Annotated in this window: 13 protein-coding genes; 4 read left to right on the top strand and 9 right to left on the bottom strand. The window is 63.8% G+C overall.

Going from position 1 to position 16,303, the window contains the following annotated elements:
* Positions 1-99: 99 nt before the first annotated feature.
* The 5 genes from NKJ40_RS23640 to NKJ40_RS23620 form a co-directional block, all read right to left on the bottom strand.
* Positions 100-981 (bottom strand): SMP-30/gluconolactonase/LRE family protein, encoded by an 882-nt coding sequence (locus NKJ40_RS23640; protein WP_352468116.1) that lies wholly within the window; start codon positions 979-981, stop codon positions 100-102.
* The gene (locus NKJ40_RS23635) at positions 981-1,619 is read right to left on the bottom strand and encodes a 2-dehydro-3-deoxy-6-phosphogalactonate aldolase (RefSeq protein WP_352468115.1); all 639 of its coding nucleotides are present in this window, start codon (positions 1,617-1,619) and stop codon (positions 981-983) included. The genes NKJ40_RS23640 and NKJ40_RS23635 overlap by 1 nt, the downstream gene beginning before the upstream one ends.
* Positions 1,616-2,566: a 2-dehydro-3-deoxygalactonokinase gene (locus NKJ40_RS23630; RefSeq protein WP_352468149.1), complete on the bottom strand. Its 951-nt coding sequence runs from the start codon at positions 2,564-2,566 to the stop codon at positions 1,616-1,618. Before NKJ40_RS23630 ends, NKJ40_RS23635 begins: the two co-directional genes overlap by 4 nt.
* Complete coding sequence (locus tag NKJ40_RS23625) at positions 2,566-3,333, bottom strand: SDR family NAD(P)-dependent oxidoreductase (RefSeq protein ID WP_352468114.1); 768 nt, start codon at positions 3,331-3,333, stop codon at positions 2,566-2,568. The genes NKJ40_RS23630 and NKJ40_RS23625 overlap by 1 nt, the downstream gene beginning before the upstream one ends.
* 132 nt (positions 3,334-3,465) lie before the next feature.
* Positions 3,466-5,262 (bottom strand): GtrA family protein, encoded by a 1,797-nt coding sequence (locus NKJ40_RS23620; RefSeq protein ID WP_352468113.1) that lies wholly within the window; start codon positions 5,260-5,262, stop codon positions 3,466-3,468.
* Between the two features lie 129 nt (positions 5,263-5,391).
* On the opposite strand from NKJ40_RS23620, the gene NKJ40_RS23615 reads away from it, so the two are divergent.
* From NKJ40_RS23615 to gshB, 3 genes are all read left to right on the top strand, one after another.
* On the top strand, positions 5,392-6,399 hold the full coding sequence (locus NKJ40_RS23615; protein ID WP_352468112.1) for a glycosyltransferase: 1,008 nt from the start codon (positions 5,392-5,394) through the stop codon (positions 6,397-6,399).
* Between the two features lie 7 nt (positions 6,400-6,406).
* Positions 6,407-6,781 (top strand): GtrA family protein, encoded by a 375-nt coding sequence (locus NKJ40_RS23610; RefSeq protein ID WP_352468111.1) that lies wholly within the window; start codon positions 6,407-6,409, stop codon positions 6,779-6,781.
* Between the two features lie 221 nt (positions 6,782-7,002).
* Entirely contained in the window at positions 7,003-7,947 is a 945-nt protein-coding gene (gshB, locus tag NKJ40_RS23605; RefSeq protein WP_352468110.1) for a glutathione synthase, read from the top strand.
* A gap of 10 nt (positions 7,948-7,957) precedes the next feature.
* Here the strand turns inward: gshB and NKJ40_RS23600 are convergent, their stop codons facing one another.
* Positions 7,958-8,338: a cupin domain-containing protein gene (locus NKJ40_RS23600; RefSeq protein ID WP_292662001.1), complete on the bottom strand. Its 381-nt coding sequence runs from the start codon at positions 8,336-8,338 to the stop codon at positions 7,958-7,960.
* Positions 8,339-8,670: 332 nt separating this feature from the next.
* Here NKJ40_RS23600 and NKJ40_RS23595 point away from each other — a divergent pair, with 332 nt between their 5' ends.
* Positions 8,671-10,203: a YifB family Mg chelatase-like AAA ATPase gene (locus NKJ40_RS23595; RefSeq protein ID WP_352468148.1), complete on the top strand. Its 1,533-nt coding sequence runs from the start codon at positions 8,671-8,673 to the stop codon at positions 10,201-10,203.
* 41 nt (positions 10,204-10,244) lie between these two features.
* On the opposite strand, the gene NKJ40_RS23590 is transcribed toward NKJ40_RS23595, so the two are convergent.
* From NKJ40_RS23590 to NKJ40_RS23580, 3 genes are all read right to left on the bottom strand, one after another.
* Positions 10,245-11,339: a hypothetical protein gene (locus tag NKJ40_RS23590; RefSeq protein WP_352468109.1), complete on the bottom strand. Its 1,095-nt coding sequence runs from the start codon at positions 11,337-11,339 to the stop codon at positions 10,245-10,247.
* A 121-nt stretch (positions 11,340-11,460) separates the two neighbouring features.
* Positions 11,461-13,647, bottom strand: a complete 2,187-nt coding sequence (locus tag NKJ40_RS23585; RefSeq protein ID WP_352468108.1) for a malate synthase G — start codon at positions 13,645-13,647, stop codon at positions 11,461-11,463.
* 303 nt (positions 13,648-13,950) lie between these two features.
* Positions 13,951-15,978 (bottom strand): hydantoinase/oxoprolinase N-terminal domain-containing protein, encoded by a 2,028-nt coding sequence (locus NKJ40_RS23580; RefSeq protein ID WP_352468107.1) that lies wholly within the window; start codon positions 15,976-15,978, stop codon positions 13,951-13,953.
* Between the last annotated feature and the right edge of the window lie 325 nt (positions 15,979-16,303).

Below are 16,303 nucleotides of genomic sequence, written 5' to 3'. Positions count from 1 at the left end.
TGCGCGGAACCGACGTCGATCGGATGCCTGCACGACAGCAAGTGCACCATGTTCTTGTTTGACCATGATCTTTCCCGAACCAAAGGCTCAGGATCATGGTCAGCCAATCAGCACGCGTGGCTCGAAGCGACCATTGACCGGAATGTCGAGCATAAACGTCATGCCGGCTTGCGGGTCGAGCAGGCGCTGCTTCTCGCTCTTGCCCGACCAGGCGGAGGTGACCGCCAGCCGGTCGGCATTCCTGCCGACGAAAGCCGGACAGGACGGTTGCGTGACCGGCATCGCCACCGAACGGACAAGCTTGCCGTCGGGTCCATAGGCTTCGACGACGCCGCCGCCCCAGCAGGCGTTCCACAATATGCCGTCGCGGTCGAGCACCGAACCATCGATATAGCCCCTGGCCGAGCGGTGGTCGACGAAAACCTTCGGTTCGCCAACCGGCAGGCCGGTCGCCGGATCGCAACCGACGCGCATCAACAGGCCGGTGCTGGTGTCGGTGTAATGGGCAATGGTCCCATCCTCGGAAAAGCAGATAGAATTGGGCACCGTGATATCCGCATAGAGCCGGCGCAGCTCGCCCTTGAAGAACCAGTAGATCGAACCGGCGCCCTTCTCCTCGCTCTTGCCCATGGTGCCGACCCAGAGGGCGCCGCAAGGGTGAACGCGTGAATCGTTCGAGCGGGTAACCGTATTGTCGGCCTCGATGGGCGTGTGCAGCGTCAGCTTGCCGGTCGCGACGTCGCGGACATGCAGGCCGGTCTCGGTGGCGATCAGCTGACGCCGGTCGTCGATGACGGCAATGGCACTGGCCATCTGACTGAGCTCGTGGATCTTGACCGCACCGCCGGACAGACGCTGTTCCAGGAGCTGGCCGTTGACGATGTCGAACCAGTAGAGCGTGTCGGCCGCAGGGTCATAGCATGGCCCCTCGCCCAATTGGCAGACATGGTCGGAAAAAACCGAAACGATGGTCTCACTCATCATGCCACTCCAAACGCCGCGTCCCAGGCCTGAACTGCGGCTTTCGCTCGCACTGCCACTTCGTCGACGCTCATGCCCGGCTTGAAGAGGCTGGAGCCAAGACCGAAGACGCTGACGCCGGCTGCCTTGTAGCCGGCAAAATCCTTGTCCGAAACGCCGCCGACGGCGCCGACCAGCACACGGGCCGGCAGCACCGCGCGCATCGCCGAAATGCCTGCCGCGCCAAGCACGCTCGCCGGGAAGAATTTCAGTGCCGAAGCGCCGAGCCGAATGGCCTGGAATGCCTCGGTCGGCGTGAACACGCCGGGCATCGTCACCATGCCGTACTGCATGGCACGGCCCATGACCTCGGCATCGATATTGGGGCTGACCAGCAGCCGCCCGCTGGCCTTGTGCAGGCCGTCGACATCGGCGGCGGTGAGCACCGTGCCGGCGCCGACCAGCGCTGTCGGAGGAAGCGCTTCGACAATGCTGGCGATCGAAACAAAGGGCTCGGGCGAGTTGAGCGGCACCTCGATCGCTTCGATACCGGCGCCGAAGACCGCCTGGCCGATCGCCACCGCCTCGCTTGGTTTCAGGCCGCGCAGGATCGCGACCAAACCCCGCTCGAGCTTTGGAAAAGGTGCGGTCTCTGTCATGCGGCAACTCCATTTCCGGCGATCATGCCATTTTCGCGCGCGGCTTCGGCAAGGCCGGCACGCACCGCCTCGTCGGCGTCGACCGCCCTGAAAGCGAGCCCGGCAAGGCCGAGCGCCTCGGCATAGAGCGTGCCAAGTGCGCCCGACGCGATCAGCACGACGGGCACAGCACTTGCTCCATAACGGCGATTTGCCGAAGCGATCTCGCCGCCGATCAGCAGGCCGGACAGGCAGGCGGCGGCATCTTCGGGCTTCAGGTCCTGCAGCAGGCTGGCGGCGCGGATCGAGAACAGTCTTGAAACGATGTCACCGCCTTCGGCCAACGCCTTCAGGCACCAGTCCCGGAAAAACGGACTTTCGGCGACAACCGGCTTCGGCGGCTCGCCCAGCGAATGGCGCAGGATCGAGTGCGCGGCCAGCACCGAAAACAGCTCGCCGGTCGGCCAGGTGCCGAAGCCGGCAACAGAGCCGTCCTCGACCAGCACCCATTTCGAATGGGTGCCGGGCATGCAGACGATGTGGCGTCCCTTTGCCGGCAAACCGGCGCCGGCAAGCTGGGTTTCCTCGCCGCGCATGACGTCAGGTGCATCGGCGAGGCGTTGGGCGAGGCCAGGCACGATGCGGATATCACGGCGCTGGCCGGGGATGCGGGCAGCGCCGGCGAGGATAGCGCCGATCGGCGTGGGAATGCTGACATAGGGTGCCTCCAGCCAGCCCTGGCGCGAACCGGCCATGCCGCAAATGATGACCGGCAGCGCCTCTGGAGCGCCCATGGCGTCGAGGTGCCCTTCGAGAATGGACGAAAATCCCTTGGCCTGGGCGGTGATCAGCCCGTCGTCGCCGCGCCGCTCGGCGAGAACCTTGCCGGTGCCGTCGAGCAGCCAGACCCTCATACGGGTGGTGCCCCAGTCGACGGCCGCGACAGACGCCGCCTTGCTCGGCGAGATCACAGGAACCCCCCGTCGACGATCAGCATCTGCGCGGTCAGCATGCGTGAAGCATCCGACGCCAGGAACAGCACGGTGCCGACGATGTCTTCCGGTTGCATCACCTCTTTGATGCACTGCTTGGCGACGTGGGCGGCGAGCGCCTGTTCGGTGACCCAGAGCTTTCTCTGCCGCTCGGTGATTACCCAGCCGGGCGCGATCGCGTTGACACGGATGCCGTCGACGCCGAGCTTGCCGGCAAGACCTTTGGTGAGACCGACTATGCCGGCCTTGGCGGCGGTGTAGGCCGGCATATCGGGATGGTTGATGAGAAACGAGGTCGAGGTGAAGTTGATGATCGAGCCGCCGCCGGCCCGCTTCATGCCTGGCGCCACCGCCTGTGCGCTGAAGAAATGCGGACGCAGATTGATGGCATGGTTGTTGTCCCAGAACTCGACCGTAACGTCTTCGACGGCATGACGGTCATCCTGCGCGGCATTGTTGACCAGCACGGTCACGTCACCATGCGCCTCGGCGGCCCTGGCGACTGATAGCCGTAATGCCTCGATGTCGCGTATGTCGGTCTTGAGATAGAGCGGCCGCCGGCCGAGCTCCTTGTCTAACCGATCGGCCAGCGTCAGGCTCGGACGGTCCGCGATATCGATGAAGGCGACCTTTGCCCCCTGGCGGACAAAACCTTCGGTCAAGGCAGCACCAATGCCGGAGCCGCCGCCGGTGATCAGCACCGAAGCGCCTTCGAGGTCGGCAAAGCGTGCCGATGGCATCATGAAATTCTCTCCCGGTCCAATGATCTCGGTCGGCCGGCGCGCATCCTATCCAGCCGTGTCGGGCGGGCAAGGGCGAAAGAGGGGATTGTCAGGACTTATGTCCGACAAAAGGCCGCACGGGCCGCCGATCGATCAGCTGCCCGGCCGGACGCGGTACAATTCGACGGCGGCTCCGCTGGTCCCGGCAACCGGCTCAAGCCATTCCGGCACGCTGCTGCGCATCAGCCCGGCAAGAAAGCCTGCCGGCGCCTTGGTTGCGAGGAGCTTGCTTTCGGCGCTGCCGGGGCAGAGCGCGACGAGGCCGACGTGATGATCGGCCAGGATCGTCCTGGCATCGGCATCGGACCCAAGGAAGGCATCGAGCACCAGCAGGTTGCCGGCGACGTTGCGATGATAAGGCCCGGCGAAGACGCGATGCCCGGAATAGGCCAGGATCGGCGATCCGAGATTGGAGATTGCCAGCACCGTGGTGCCGGGCAGGCGGCCAAGTGCCGCAAAGGAGGCCATGCGGTGGCAAGCGACATCAGTGCCATTATCGGCCGTGGCGTTGCTGTCGTCGAAGGCCACCGAGGTCGCCGCGGCAGCCCCAGTCCAGACCGCATTCACCGAAACCAGCCAGACGGCAGCCATGCGCAGCGCCACGCCACGCGATGCGCTGGCCTCGGCCCGTTGACGCCATTTGGCAATCCAGGCGGCAAGCGGGATGACAGCGAAGGCGATCGAGAATGTCGAACCGCGCACCTGCCAGGCGCTGACGATGAAGGCCACGACAAGCAGCGCGCCGACAAGGCTGTCCTGCCGTCGCCAGCCGCCGCGGCCAAGGCGAAGCGCCATCAGCACGAGCGCAATGAGCGGCGTGGCATAGCGCGCCACCACCTCGGCCGGATCCTCGGCGAGCAGTTTGAACAGCGACTGCGCCTCGTCGATGTGATCAAGCCATAGCTCCTTGAGGCGCGGATCGAGATTGGCATAGGGCGCTGCCAGGCATTGCGGAAACAAAAGGACGACGACAGTGCCCAATGCCAGTGCAAGCAGACCAAGCGAGGCGATGCGCCGTTGGCGCGTGCGGCCGGCGGGCTCGATCGACGCTATCGCCGCAAGGCCGGTTCCGGCAATCGCTGCGACGACGAACTGCACGGTCGAGAAGGCGTCGCATTGCGCCTGGCCCCAGGCGGATGGCGCAATGGTGGCGACAAAGACGAGAGCGGACACGCCGGCAAAGCCGAGGCCGAAATCCCTGGCGATCAGCCTCTCGCCATTGGCCTCGAGGGCAAACAGCGTGGCGACAGAGGCGCCGATGGTGGCGACATAAGGCGCGGTTTCCATGCCGACGGCCAGCATCAATCCGGCGCACAGGCCGGAGAGCAATGCCGCCGCCCTGCGCGACGGCGCTTCAAGCAGAAGGCTCAGGCTGGCCATGCTCAGCATCAGCTGGACATTGTGGTGATCGAGCGCGCCAGGCGAAAAAATGCCGAGGAAATACAGTGCTGCGGCGCCGACGACGACAGCCGGCAGCACAGCGCCGTCACCGGCAAAGCTACAAGCAGTGCGGGCGGTGAAAAACACGGTCAGGCAGAAGAGCAGCGCCGGCCACAGCACTTGAGCGACATTCTCGGCAAGGGCCGCGCTGCCGGTCAGGGCCGATACGGCCATGATGATGGCTGCGATCGGCGCATCGACCAGCCGCGACCAGTGCATGACGAAACCGCCTTCCAGGCCCATCCGGTACTGGTGCAGATCGAACCAGCTTTGGCCGGCCAGCATGTCGCGAACTTCGACGAGGCGCAGCAGATTGTCGTTGTCGCCGCCGGCATTGGTCAATTCCGGGAAGCCGGCAAAGGCATTGACGGCAAGTGCCAGCAACGTGGCAAGCAGCGCCAGCGCGATATCGGACCTCCAACTGGAGGCGCCATCGTCGGCTGTGCTCATATCAGGACCTTTGGAAGGAATACGGGGCGGTTTAAACCTAGCCTTAACAGCTTCAATAAATAGTAAAGCCGCCCGAGCGAGGCCGGCGTTTGAGCGGTCAGGGGCCTCACAGGGCATCCGGAGACGAAAATGCCACAAGAAGTGCGCCATGAGCCGAGCATCGCCGTGCTGCTGCCTTGCTACAATGAGGAGCTGACGATCGGCGAAGTGGTGCGGCGTTTTCGTGAAACGCTGCCTTCCGCCGCGATCTATGTTTACGACAACAATTCGCGCGACCTGACGGCGCTCCGAGCCCGCGCCGCCGGCGCTATCGTGGTGCGCGAGCCGCGCCAGGGCAAAGGCAATGTCGTGCGCCGCATGTTCGCCGACATCGAGGCCGACATCTACCTGATGGCCGACGGCGACGGCACCTATGCGCCGGAGGACGCGCCGCAACTGATCAACACGCTGCTGACCGAGCGCTCCGACATGGTGGTGGGCACGAGGCGCGGGGTCGCCGACGATGCCGGCAGGACAGGCCACGCCTTCGGCAACCGCATCTTCAACAGCCTCTACAAGCGGCTGTTCGGCTCGGACTTTACCGATATCTTCTCCGGCTACCGCGCCTTCACCAGGCGCTTCGTCAAGAGTTTTCCCGCCGTTTCCGGCGGTTTCGAGATCGAGACCGAAATGTCGGTGCACGCCTCGCAGCTCAAATTGCCGGTCAGCGAGATCGGGCTCGACTATGGCCGCCGGCCGGAAGGCTCCTCGTCGAAGCTGTCGACCTTTCGCGACGGCGCGAAGATCCTGTGGATGTTCGCCATGCTGATGAAAGAGACGCAGCCGCTGCGTTTCTTCGGCGCTTTTTCGGTGTTCTTCCTGGCATCAAGCCTGTTTCTGATGGCGCCGGTGCTGATCGAGTTCGCCGAAACCGGGCTTGTGCCGCGCATGCCGACCTGGGTGCTGTCGGTCGGGCTGCTGCTGCTGTCGATGCTGGCGGCAGTGACCGGGGTAATCCTCGATTCGGTGTCGCGCGGCCGGGCCGAGCAGAAGCGCATCTTCTATCTGTCGATGCCTTCCGGCCGCGTCGAACGCGAACGCGCAAGTGCGCTCGCGACTTTGAAGGCCGGACCGCGCAAGACCCCGCGGGCGGCTTAGAGCCTAAATGGGACGCCTTGCCCGCTTCATTGTCGCCGGCGGCATCGGCTTCGTCGCCGACGCGGCGGCGCTTTGGCTGGTGCTGACGATAGCGCCGGTCGGACCTTTCGTGGCCCGCATCATTTCGATCGGTTTTGCCCTGTCCGTCACCTGGCTGATCAACCGCCATCTGACCTTCTCGCCTTCCAGCCGCGGCGTCGCGCAAGAGGGCGCACGCTACGGCGGCGTCGGCATTGCCACCAGCGTCGTCAATTATCTCGTCTATTGCGCCATGCTGTTCGCGCTGCCGATGATGTCGCCGCTCATTGCCCTTGCGGTCGCCTCGCTGATTGCCATGGCGCTGTCCTTCCTCGGCTATTCCAAGCTGGTCTTCGATCGCTGAAGGCACATCGCATTGGGGTCTGCGCCAAGCGAAGCGCAGCCTCATCATGACCTTGGCCGATTGGCAGAAGCCGCCGATTTCCTTATATCGCTGTCGTCGATGCATCGGCCCGAAAAATCGGAATCGATTTTCGGGCAGTGCGATGCATGGATTCAAAAGTGTTTGGAGCGTATGTGCGTCCAGGTGGACGCACGTCGCTCCAAGTGCGCCGGAGAGCACCCATGCCCCTGAAAGTCGCCGTCCAGATGGACCACATCTCCACCGTGTCGATTGTCGGCGACACGTCGTTTGCGCTGTCGCTGGAAGCGCAGCGGCGCGGGCACCAGCTGTTCCACTACACGCCCGACCGGCTGTCGCTGCGCGACGGCAAGGTGTTTGCCCGCATCGAGGCGATGCAGGTCCGCGACGAGAAGGGCAATCATTATTCGCTGGGCGAAGAAGTCCGCACCGACCTATCGGAGATGGACGTCATCCTTTTGCGTCAGGATCCGCCCTTCGATATGAACTACATCACCACCACGCATATCCTCGAGCGCATCCATCCGAAGACGCTGGTGATCAACGACCCGGCCTGGGTGCGCAACAGCCCGGAAAAGATCTTCGTCACCGAATTTCCCGACCTGATGCCGGACACGCTGATCACCAAGGACCCGCTCGAGGTCGCCGCCTTTCGCAAGGAGTTCGGCGATATCATCGTCAAGCCGCTCTACGGCAATGGCGGAGCCGGCATCTTCCACCTGCACGAGGCCGACCGCAACCTCGCCTCGCTGCTCGAAATGTTCGGTCAGATGTTCCGCGAACCGTTCATCGTGCAGCGCTACCTCAAGGAGGTGCGGGCCGGCGACAAGCGCATCATCCTGATCGACGGCGAGCCGGTCGGCGCCATCAACCGCGTGCCGGCCGAGCATGATTCGCGCTCGAACATGCATGTCGGCGGCCGCGCCGAAAAGACCGAGCTGACGGAGCGCGAACGCGAGATCTGCGCCCGCATCGGCCCCTCGCTGAAGGAGCGCGGCTTCATCCTTGTCGGCATCGACGTCATCGGCGACTACATGACCGAGATCAACGTGACCTCACCGACCGGCATACGCGAAGTGCAGCGTTTTGGGGGCGCCGACATCGCCAGCCTGTTCTGGGATGCGGTGGAGGACAAGCGGAGAAAATAGATCCCGTTGCCTACGCTGGTTTGGCGTATTGCTCGGCGCTCATGACTTCGATGCATACAAAGCGTTCATTGCCTTCCACCCAGGCGTCGTGGCCGGGCGGAATTGTGTAGGACGTGCCTTGCTCGAAAGTTTTCTGCGTCCCGTCATTCATTCTGACGGTGATGGCTCCGGATACGACGTAGCCGACATGCGACACCTGACAGCTGTCCGTCTTGACGACCGGCTTCACACACTCGGACCATTTCCATCCCGGTTCCATATTGAGCCGCCCGAGAGTAAACCCGGGGAGCCGCACCACTTCGACGCGTGTCTTATCGGGCGCTCGAACTTCATCCGGTGTGTTGTGAGACTTGGAAGCAAACTTCGTGACGTTCATTGCACTATCAGCCATGTCAACCTCCCTGTATTCGACGCGGAGCCTGACGTTGCGATCGCCGGAACCGCTATCGGGTTTATACCTCATTTGGCGCTCGATTATAAGCGATTGCTAAAATACATGCGCCCGCTCCTTTCGTGCGGAGCTGCTTGTTTGGCGCGCACCCTTCGCGGCGAGCCCGGCCCTCGCTGCGGTCGCCTGCATTGTCAGGCCGAGGTCATTGCTTTCACGAACACCCGTTCCCCAAATGTTCTTGCCTTCGCCGGAAATCTGTGGTTGTCTCCGGTGACGCCGTTCGCGGCATGATCGCAAAGGCTTGGGGCAAAGCCTGCATCCGGGGTGAAGACATGGTGGCGCGGGTTCGCACGGTTGCTTTCCAGGGCATCGAGGCCGTGCCGGTCGACGTGCAGGTGATGATCGCGCCGGGCAAGGTCAACATGCACATCGTCGGCCTGGCCGACAAGGCTGTAGCCGAAAGCCGCGAGCGGGTGCAGGCAGCACTTCATGCATCCGGCCTGTCGATGCCGTCGAAGAAGGTCACCGTCAACCTGGCGCCCGCCGACCTGCCCAAGGAAGGCAGCCATTACGATCTGCCGATCGCCCTCGGGTTGATGGCGGCGCTGGGCGCCATTCCGGGCGACATGCTGGCCGGCTATGTCGTGCTTGGCGAATTATCGCTCGACGGCACCATTGCCGCGGTGGCCGGCGCTCTGCCGGCGGCGATCGGCGCCAATGCCGAAGGCAAGGGCCTGATCTGCCCGTTCGCCTGCGGGCCGGAAGCGGCGTGGGCCGGCAAGGATTTCGACATATTGGCGCCGCGCAGCCTGATTGCCATCGCCAATCATTTTCGCGGCACGCAGGTTCTGTCACGGCCGGAAGCCGGCATCCATGCTTCGGCGCGCGACCTGCCCGACCTTGCCGACATCAAGGGCCAGGAGACCGCCAAGCGGGCGCTGGAGGTGGCGGCAGCCGGCGGCCACAATCTTCTGATGGTCGGTCCGCCGGGATCGGGAAAGTCGATGCTGGCGCAGCGGCTGCCGTCGATCCTGCCGCCGCTTGCGCCCAGGGAATTGCTCGAAGTCTCGATGATCGCGTCGGTGGCCGGCGAGCTCGGCGAAGGAAAACTGACAGACCGGCGGCCGTTTCGCGCGCCGCACCATTCTGCCTCGATGGCGGCGATGGTCGGCGGCGGGTTGCGCGTGCGGCCGGGCGAGGCCTCGCTTGCCCATCACGGCGTGCTGTTCCTCGACGAATTTCCCGAATTCTCGCCGCAGGCGCTCGATGCGCTGCGCCAGCCGCTGGAGACCGGCGACTGCATGATCGCGCGCGCCAACCACCGCGTCACCTATCCGGCACGCATTCAGCTGGTCGCGGCGATGAACCCGTGCCGTTGCGGCATGGCCGGCGAGCCGGGCTATCGCTGCCTGCGCGGCGACCGCTGCCGCACCGACTACCAGGCGCGCATTTCCGGCCCGCTGCTCGATCGCATCGATCTCAGGATCGAGGTGCCGGCGGTCTCGGCCAGCGATTTGATCCGGCCGGACCGGGCGGAGAAGAGTGCAGCCGTGGCACTTCGCGTAGCACGGGCGCGGACGATCCAGCGTGAGCGTTTCGAACGGCTCGGCGCGACCTCCGCCACCACCAACGCGCATTGCTCGCCCTCCGTCATCGAGGAGATCGCCATGCCCGATGCCGCCGGCCTGTCGCTGCTCAGGGATGCCAGCGAAAAGCTCGGCTTTTCCGCACGAGCCTATCACCGCGTCTTGAAGGTGGCGCGGACGCTGGCCGATCTCGAGGCCAGCGAGACGGTCGGCCGCATCCATCTGGCCGAAGCGATTTCCTACCGCATGAGCTCGGAGCGGATGGCGCAGGCGGCGTAGGAGCGTCCCGTCCTGTGGCCGAACACGATGAAGAGTTCTGGTCAATTCCCGATGCGGATTCCGATCTCTTTCGCTTCAAAGTCAACTAGTAAACTATTCGTTTCAAAATATCGTATGCCAATGATGTTGTGGCCGATAGTTGGAGAGAATTCCAACTCGGATCCGTATGACGTGTCGAATTTCCACTCCCCTAGCATCGCGATTTTTACCGCCACTCTAGTACCGATATCCATGGATCCACTTGAATCTTTTGGCGGGTTATCCGCTATTACGATTGTCGAATTTCCCGTGTCGTAAAGTGTCGGCCGGCAGGTTGTTTTTTCTTTCAATAGTATACATGAACCTATGGTTGGGAAATTATAGCGATCGCTAGCGGTTTTCCATTTATCCATATTGAACCCGCTTTTCACGCTGTCCGATATCCCAATGTGAAGTGCCTTAACTGCCGGGCAATTCGCCTCCTCGTTCGTGCAAGCTCTCCAATCGGTTCCTATCGGAGAAAGATAATACCCCTTTCGCAAGCCATTTCTGGGACTCACAGCATCCATTGGGGATTTCAGCATTTGATTTGGTCCACCGCCTCCAATAGGGGAAATGCCAAAAATCCCTTTTGGCCAGAGCCGGCCACCGACAATTTCACCTGTGCTGCGTCTGACCTCCTTATAGCGAACAAGGAAGGGGATGGATGCCTCGGTGGAGACGGAAGAGCCTCGGGAACCGAAAGTCACCCGGGCCAACGCAACATTTCCGTACTCATCGTAGGTTCCGTAATTCATGACGGCTTTTTGGGTGGTAACGGTTATCCCATCTAGTTCCAAATCCTTCGTAATTTTTATTCCTTCGACAGAACACAGCCTCTTTGGAAGCACAGAAGCACAGTCGATCGTCATGCCACTGGACCCGGTATCCAGTAATAGCGGTTGATTTACTTTTCGGTTACCGAGGGAAAGCACCTTAACATACAACATCCGGATATTGGGTGGATTTCCCGGGTACTCCAATTTTATCAGAGGAACAGCTAACGGCACCTCTTCTGCAGCCTGGGTCGGCAGCGAATTGAATAGCAATGCTTCCCAAATGACTATTATCGATACAAAGAATTTTCTGACGTTTTGTTCAGACCTGTTGTTGCTCATTTGGCCCCTGAGAAATTCGTCGCACGTTGTCGTGGCAGTATCCAGTCACGCTCACCCACCCTACAGTACATTGTACAAATATTTAATGCCTGAGGATCAGCAACCGTTCATAGCCAGACTGTCATAGGGTTTTATCCCGCCCGCTCTGCTTCGCCTTCAATTCCAGCCGCCGCGCGTGCAGCACCGGCTCGGTGTAGCCGTTGGGCTGGACGCGGCCTTTGAAGACGAGGTCACAGGCGGCGAGGAAGGCGATGGAGTTGTCGAAATCCGGCGCCATCGGCCGGTAGAACGGATCGCCTTGGTTCTGGCGGTCGACGATCGCCGCCATGCGCTTCATCGTCTCAATCACCTGCTCGGGCGTGCAGACGCCGTGGTGCAGCCAGTTGGCGATGTGCTGCGAGGAGATGCGCAGCGTGGCGCGGTCCTCCATCAGGCCGACATCGTGGATGTCGGGCACCTTGGAGCAGCCGACGCCCTGGTCGATCCAGCGCACGACGTAGCCCAGAATGCCCTGCGCGTTGTTGTCGAGTTCCTTCTGGATGTCTTCAGGCGACCAGTTCGGCCGCCTTGCTACCGGCACCGACAGGATATCGTCGAGCCTGGCCTTGGGCCGGCTTTTCAGCGCCTGCTGCACGGCGTGGACGTCGACCTTGTGGTAGTGCGTGGCGTGCAGGGTTGCCGCCGTCGGCGACGGCACCCAGGCGGTGTTGGCGCCGGCCTTGGGGTGCGCGATTTTCTCGTTGAGCATTGCCGCCATCAGGTCGGGCATCGCCCACATGCCCTTGCCGATCTGAGCATGGCCGGCCAATCCGCATTCCAGGCCGATGTCGACGTTCCAGGCTTCGTAGGCGGCAATCCAGGCGGCCTGCTTCATGTCGCCCTTGCGGATCATCGGGCCGGCTTCCATCGAGGTGTGGATCTCGTCGCCGGTGCGATCGAGGAAGCCGGTGTTGATGAAGACGACGCGGTCCCTGGCGGCGCGGATCGCCTCCTTGAGGTTGATGGTGGTGCGCCGCTCCTCGTCCATGATGCCCATCTTGATGGTGTTTTTGGCCATGCCGAGCAGCGCCTCGACGCGGTCGAAAATCTCGACGGCGAAGGCGACTTCGTCGGGCCCGTGCATCTTGGGCTTTACGATATACATCGAGCCGGCGCGAGAATTGGCGCGCCGCCCCTTCGGGCCGATATCGTGCAGCGCGATCAGCGCCGTCAGCGCCGCATCCATGATGCCTTCCGGCACCTCGTTGCCGTCGCGGTCTGATATCGCCGGATTGGTCATGAGGTGGCCGACATTCCTGACCAGCATCAGCGAGTGGCCGGGCAAGGTCAGCGTGCCGCCATCGGGCGCGGTATAGGTGCGGTCGGGGTTTAGCATCCGGACAAAGCTCTTGCCGGCCTTGGTGATCTCCTCGGCCAGGTCGCCCTTCATCAGGCCGAGCCAGTTGCGGTAGACCAGCACCTTATCCTCGGCATCGACGGCCGCCACCGAATCCTCGCAGTCCTGGATGGTGGTCAGCGCCGATTCCAGCACGACATCGGCAATGCCGGCCGGATCGGTGCGGCCGATCTGGTTGTTGTGGTCGACAACGATTTCGATGTGCAGGCCGTTCTTGACCAGCAGGACGGCTTCGGGGTCGGCGGCATCGCCGCGATAGCCGGCAAACTGTTTGAGGTCGGCGAGCGTGGTGGCGCCGGCACCCTCGCCCAGCCGCAACATGCCGTTGGCGACCGAGAGTCCGTTGACGCCGGCCCATTTGCCTGTCGTGAGCGGCACCGCCTCGTCGAAGAAGCTTTTCACCCAGGCGACGACCTTGGCGCCGCGCGCCGGATTGAATTTGTTGCCCCTCTCGGCGCCGTCCGTCTCCGGGATGGCATCGGTGCCGTAGAGCGCATCGTACAGCGAGCCCCAGCGCGCATTGGCGGCATTCAGCGCATAACGCGCATTCATCACCGGCACCACCAGCTGCGGCCCAGCAACCAGCGCGATTTCCGGGTCGACATTTTCGGTGGTCACGCTGAACGCCGGCCCCTCGGGCAGGAGATAGCCGATCTCGCGGAGAAAGTTCTTGTAGGCCTCCATGTCGACGGGCGCGCCATTGTCGCGGTACCAGCGGTCGAGCTTGTCCTGCATGGCATCGCGCTTTTCGAGCAGCGCCCGGTTTTTTGGCGAGAGATCATGGACGATCGTCGAAAAACCGTTCCAGAATGCGTCCACCTCGATGCCGGTGCCCGGCAGCGCCTCGATGACGACGAAATCATGAAGCTCGCGGGCAATCCGCAATCCGGCGATCTCGACGCGATCGGTCATCAGGGCTTCTCCAAGGCTTGGCCGGGTTGCCGGCACCGGGGCGTTTGACATGCCATGGCTACAGGGTCAATTCGCTTAGGCCGAAGGTAGGGCATTTTCGCCGCTGGCCAAAGCTGCCAATCTCCCCCCTTGTGGGGGAGATGCCCGGTAGGGCAGAGGGGGGCGTGAAGGATCGCGGACCTTGTCATTTACGACCAGCCGCAAGTCTGAGGGCACAACAGCAAACGACTGAGAGGTCGGCGGGACAGCGCCCCCCTCTGGCCTGCCGGCCATCTCCCCCACGAGGGGGGAGATCGACTGAACCTACACCGCAATCCTTGGCCGTCCCGACGCCACCGCCACGACATGCGCCTCGATGAACATGCGCTGGCCCTCTACGGTGGAGACGCGGAATTCGCTGGCGATTTCGATCTCGGCGCTGTCGGTGCCGGCGTCCTTCGCCCGCCCGGCGGCGATGGCGCGCACGTCTTTCTCCGCCGCGGCGATCGCCGCCGCCTCGTCGTTGAAATCGCGCACGCTTTCGCCTGAGGCGACGCGGAACAGCCCTTCCTTGGGCTGGCTGACCCGCGCCTCGGCCGATACCCGGACCTGGCCGACGACGGCGCCGAGCGCGTTGGCAACGTCGGTATCCTCCGGCACCACGCATCGATTGCCGACCAGCTCGGCCAGCCCTGCATAATGCAGCGGCGCCGAGGCGCCCAGGCCGATGACCGGACGGTCGAGCGCGACGCTGAGCCGGGCGATGCCGGGATGCGCGTCGACGGCGCGCTGGACCAGGGCATGGGCGACGGTCGCCGCGCCATCCAGCCCATCCTCGGCGAAGGCGGTCTCGAGGATGACTTCCGCCGACAGGCGGGTCAGCGCGGTCAGCACCCGTTCCGAGATCGCCTCCGGCGAGGCGGCGATAAACTGGCCGCGGCCGTCACGCCTGCGCGCGAACAGCTCGGCACCCAGACGCGCGGCGGCCGGATCCCAATTGGCCTGCCTGCCCAGCACATGCGCGGCATCCGACGGCGTGAAGCCGGCGACATGCACCAGCCCGCGCGACACCAGCCGATTCAAGGTGGCGTTCTGGGCATTCGAGGTCAGCAACCTGTCGAGAGCCTGCGGCACGGCACCGATCAGCTCGTAAAGCTTGGCCTCTGCGCCGGTCAGGCCAGCCGCCAGCCGCTCCGGCACCCCGGTGCGCACCGCGAGGCGGCCATCCATGCGGCCGGGATTGGGCGCGCGCAGCTGGCGTTCGAGCTCCGCCGTGACGACCTCGCCATGTGTCATGCCGGCCAGCGCCAGCGGCACCAGGCGGCGTGGCCCGAGCAGGATCCTCGGGCTGAGCGCACCGTCCTCCAGCGCCACTTCGGAATCGCCGCCAAGGCCAAAGGTGCGCATGGCGACCGCCTCGGCCATGGTGCGGAAGCCGCCGACGGTGGCGCCTTCCGGATCGAGCCGCGGCCGGCCCTTGTCGAGCACGGCAACATCGGTGGTGGTGCCGCCGATATCGGAGACCACGGCATCGTCGAGGCCGGTCATGTGGCGGGCGCCGACCAGGCTGGCGGCGGGGCCGGATAGGATGGTCTCGATCGGCCGCTGGCGGGCGAAGGCGGCGGAAACCAGTGCGCCGTCGCCGCGCACCACCATCAGCGGGGCGGCAATGTTGCGTGCGGCCAAAAAGCCTTCGGTCGCCGCCACCAGCCGGTCGATCATCGAGATCAGCCTGGCGTTGAGCAATGTCGTCAGCGCCCGGCGCGGGCCGCCGAGCTTGGCCGACAGTTCGTGGCTGGCGGTGACCGGCAGGCCTGTTATGTCGCGGATCAGATCGCGGGCGGCAAGCTCATGCGCCGGGTTGCGGGTGGCGAAATAGGCGCAGACGGCAAAGCCGGACACCGACTTTTCCAGTTCCGGCAAGGCTGCCTCGAGCCCGGAGAGGTCGAGCTTTGCCGCATTGCCATGGACATCGTGGCCGCCGGCGCAGAACACCACCGGGTCAGTGCCAAGCGCCGTCTTCAGCCCGTCGCGGGCCAGGTCGCCCTCGGCAAAGCCGATCATCACAAGTGCTACGCGGCCGCCCTGGCCCTCGACCAGCGCATTGGTGGCGAGCGTCGTCGACATCGACACCAGTTTTATCGCAGTCGGGTCGGTGCCGGCTTTCTGCAGCACCGCATCAACCGCGCCCGATATGCCGACCGCCAGGTCGTGACGCGTTGTCAGCGCCTTGGCCTTGGCCAGCACTTTTCCGCCGGGGCCGCCGGCTTCCGACCAAAGCACGGCGTCGGTATAGGTGCCGCCGGTGTCGATGCCGAGGAACAGGGGTGAGGGTTTGGTCTTGGCGGTCATTGGCGGGCCCGGAGAATTCTCTTGCCCCGCCCCTTAGCGGATATGAGCAGGCCGATAAAGCCGCGATGGCTGGGCCAAGGCAGCGTAATCTCCCCTCTTGAGGGGGAGATGTCGCCGAAGGCGACAGAGGGGGTCGGTACGTCCTGACGCGACCCTCCTGTCGCCGACGGAGGACGATGGCGCTCCACGCGCAACGACCCCCTCTGGCCTGCCGGCCATCTCCCCCTCGAGGGCAGGGCTATCGCATATGAGTGATGGCATTGATGAGATAGTCGTCGTTCCAGGCGCATTTCTTGATGCGATGGCTGATGGGAACTTTGGCAGC

Origin of the sequence: Mesorhizobium sp. M0119, from assembly GCF_040322615.1 — a bacterium.
Classification (GTDB): Bacteria; Pseudomonadota; Alphaproteobacteria; order Rhizobiales; family Rhizobiaceae; genus Mesorhizobium.
Note: the sequence above shows the minus strand (reverse complement) of the source record. Positions and strands in the feature narration are given on the sequence as shown.

Bases quoted from the DNA above. Each gene is read 5' to 3' on its own strand.
- NKJ40_RS23625 (WP_352468114.1), bottom strand. From the start codon at position 3,333: ATGATGCCATCGGCACGCTTTGCCGACCTCGAAGGCGCTTCGGTGCTG.
- NKJ40_RS23580 (WP_352468107.1), bottom strand. From the start codon at position 15,978: ATGACCGCCAAGACCAAACCCTCACCCCTGTTCCTCGGCATCGACACC.
- NKJ40_RS23635 (WP_352468115.1), bottom strand. From the start codon at position 1,619: ATGACAGAGACCGCACCTTTTCCAAAGCTCGAGCGGGGTTTGGTCGCG.
- NKJ40_RS23595 (WP_352468148.1), top strand. From the start codon at position 8,671: ATGGTGGCGCGGGTTCGCACGGTTGCTTTCCAGGGCATCGAGGCCGTG.
- NKJ40_RS23590 (WP_352468109.1), bottom strand. From the start codon at position 11,339: ATGAGCAACAACAGGTCTGAACAAAACGTCAGAAAATTCTTTGTATCG.
- NKJ40_RS23585 (WP_352468108.1), bottom strand. From the start codon at position 13,647: ATGACCGATCGCGTCGAGATCGCCGGATTGCGGATTGCCCGCGAGCTT.
- NKJ40_RS23615 (WP_352468112.1), top strand. From the start codon at position 5,392: ATGCCACAAGAAGTGCGCCATGAGCCGAGCATCGCCGTGCTGCTGCCT.
- gshB (WP_352468110.1), top strand. From the start codon at position 7,003: ATGCCCCTGAAAGTCGCCGTCCAGATGGACCACATCTCCACCGTGTCG.
- NKJ40_RS23600 (WP_292662001.1), bottom strand. From the start codon at position 8,338: ATGGCTGATAGTGCAATGAACGTCACGAAGTTTGCTTCCAAGTCTCAC.
- NKJ40_RS23610 (WP_352468111.1), top strand. From the start codon at position 6,407: ATGGGACGCCTTGCCCGCTTCATTGTCGCCGGCGGCATCGGCTTCGTC.
- NKJ40_RS23620 (WP_352468113.1), bottom strand. From the start codon at position 5,262: ATGAGCACAGCCGACGATGGCGCCTCCAGTTGGAGGTCCGATATCGCG.
- NKJ40_RS23640 (WP_352468116.1), bottom strand. From the start codon at position 981: ATGAGTGAGACCATCGTTTCGGTTTTTTCCGACCATGTCTGCCAATTG.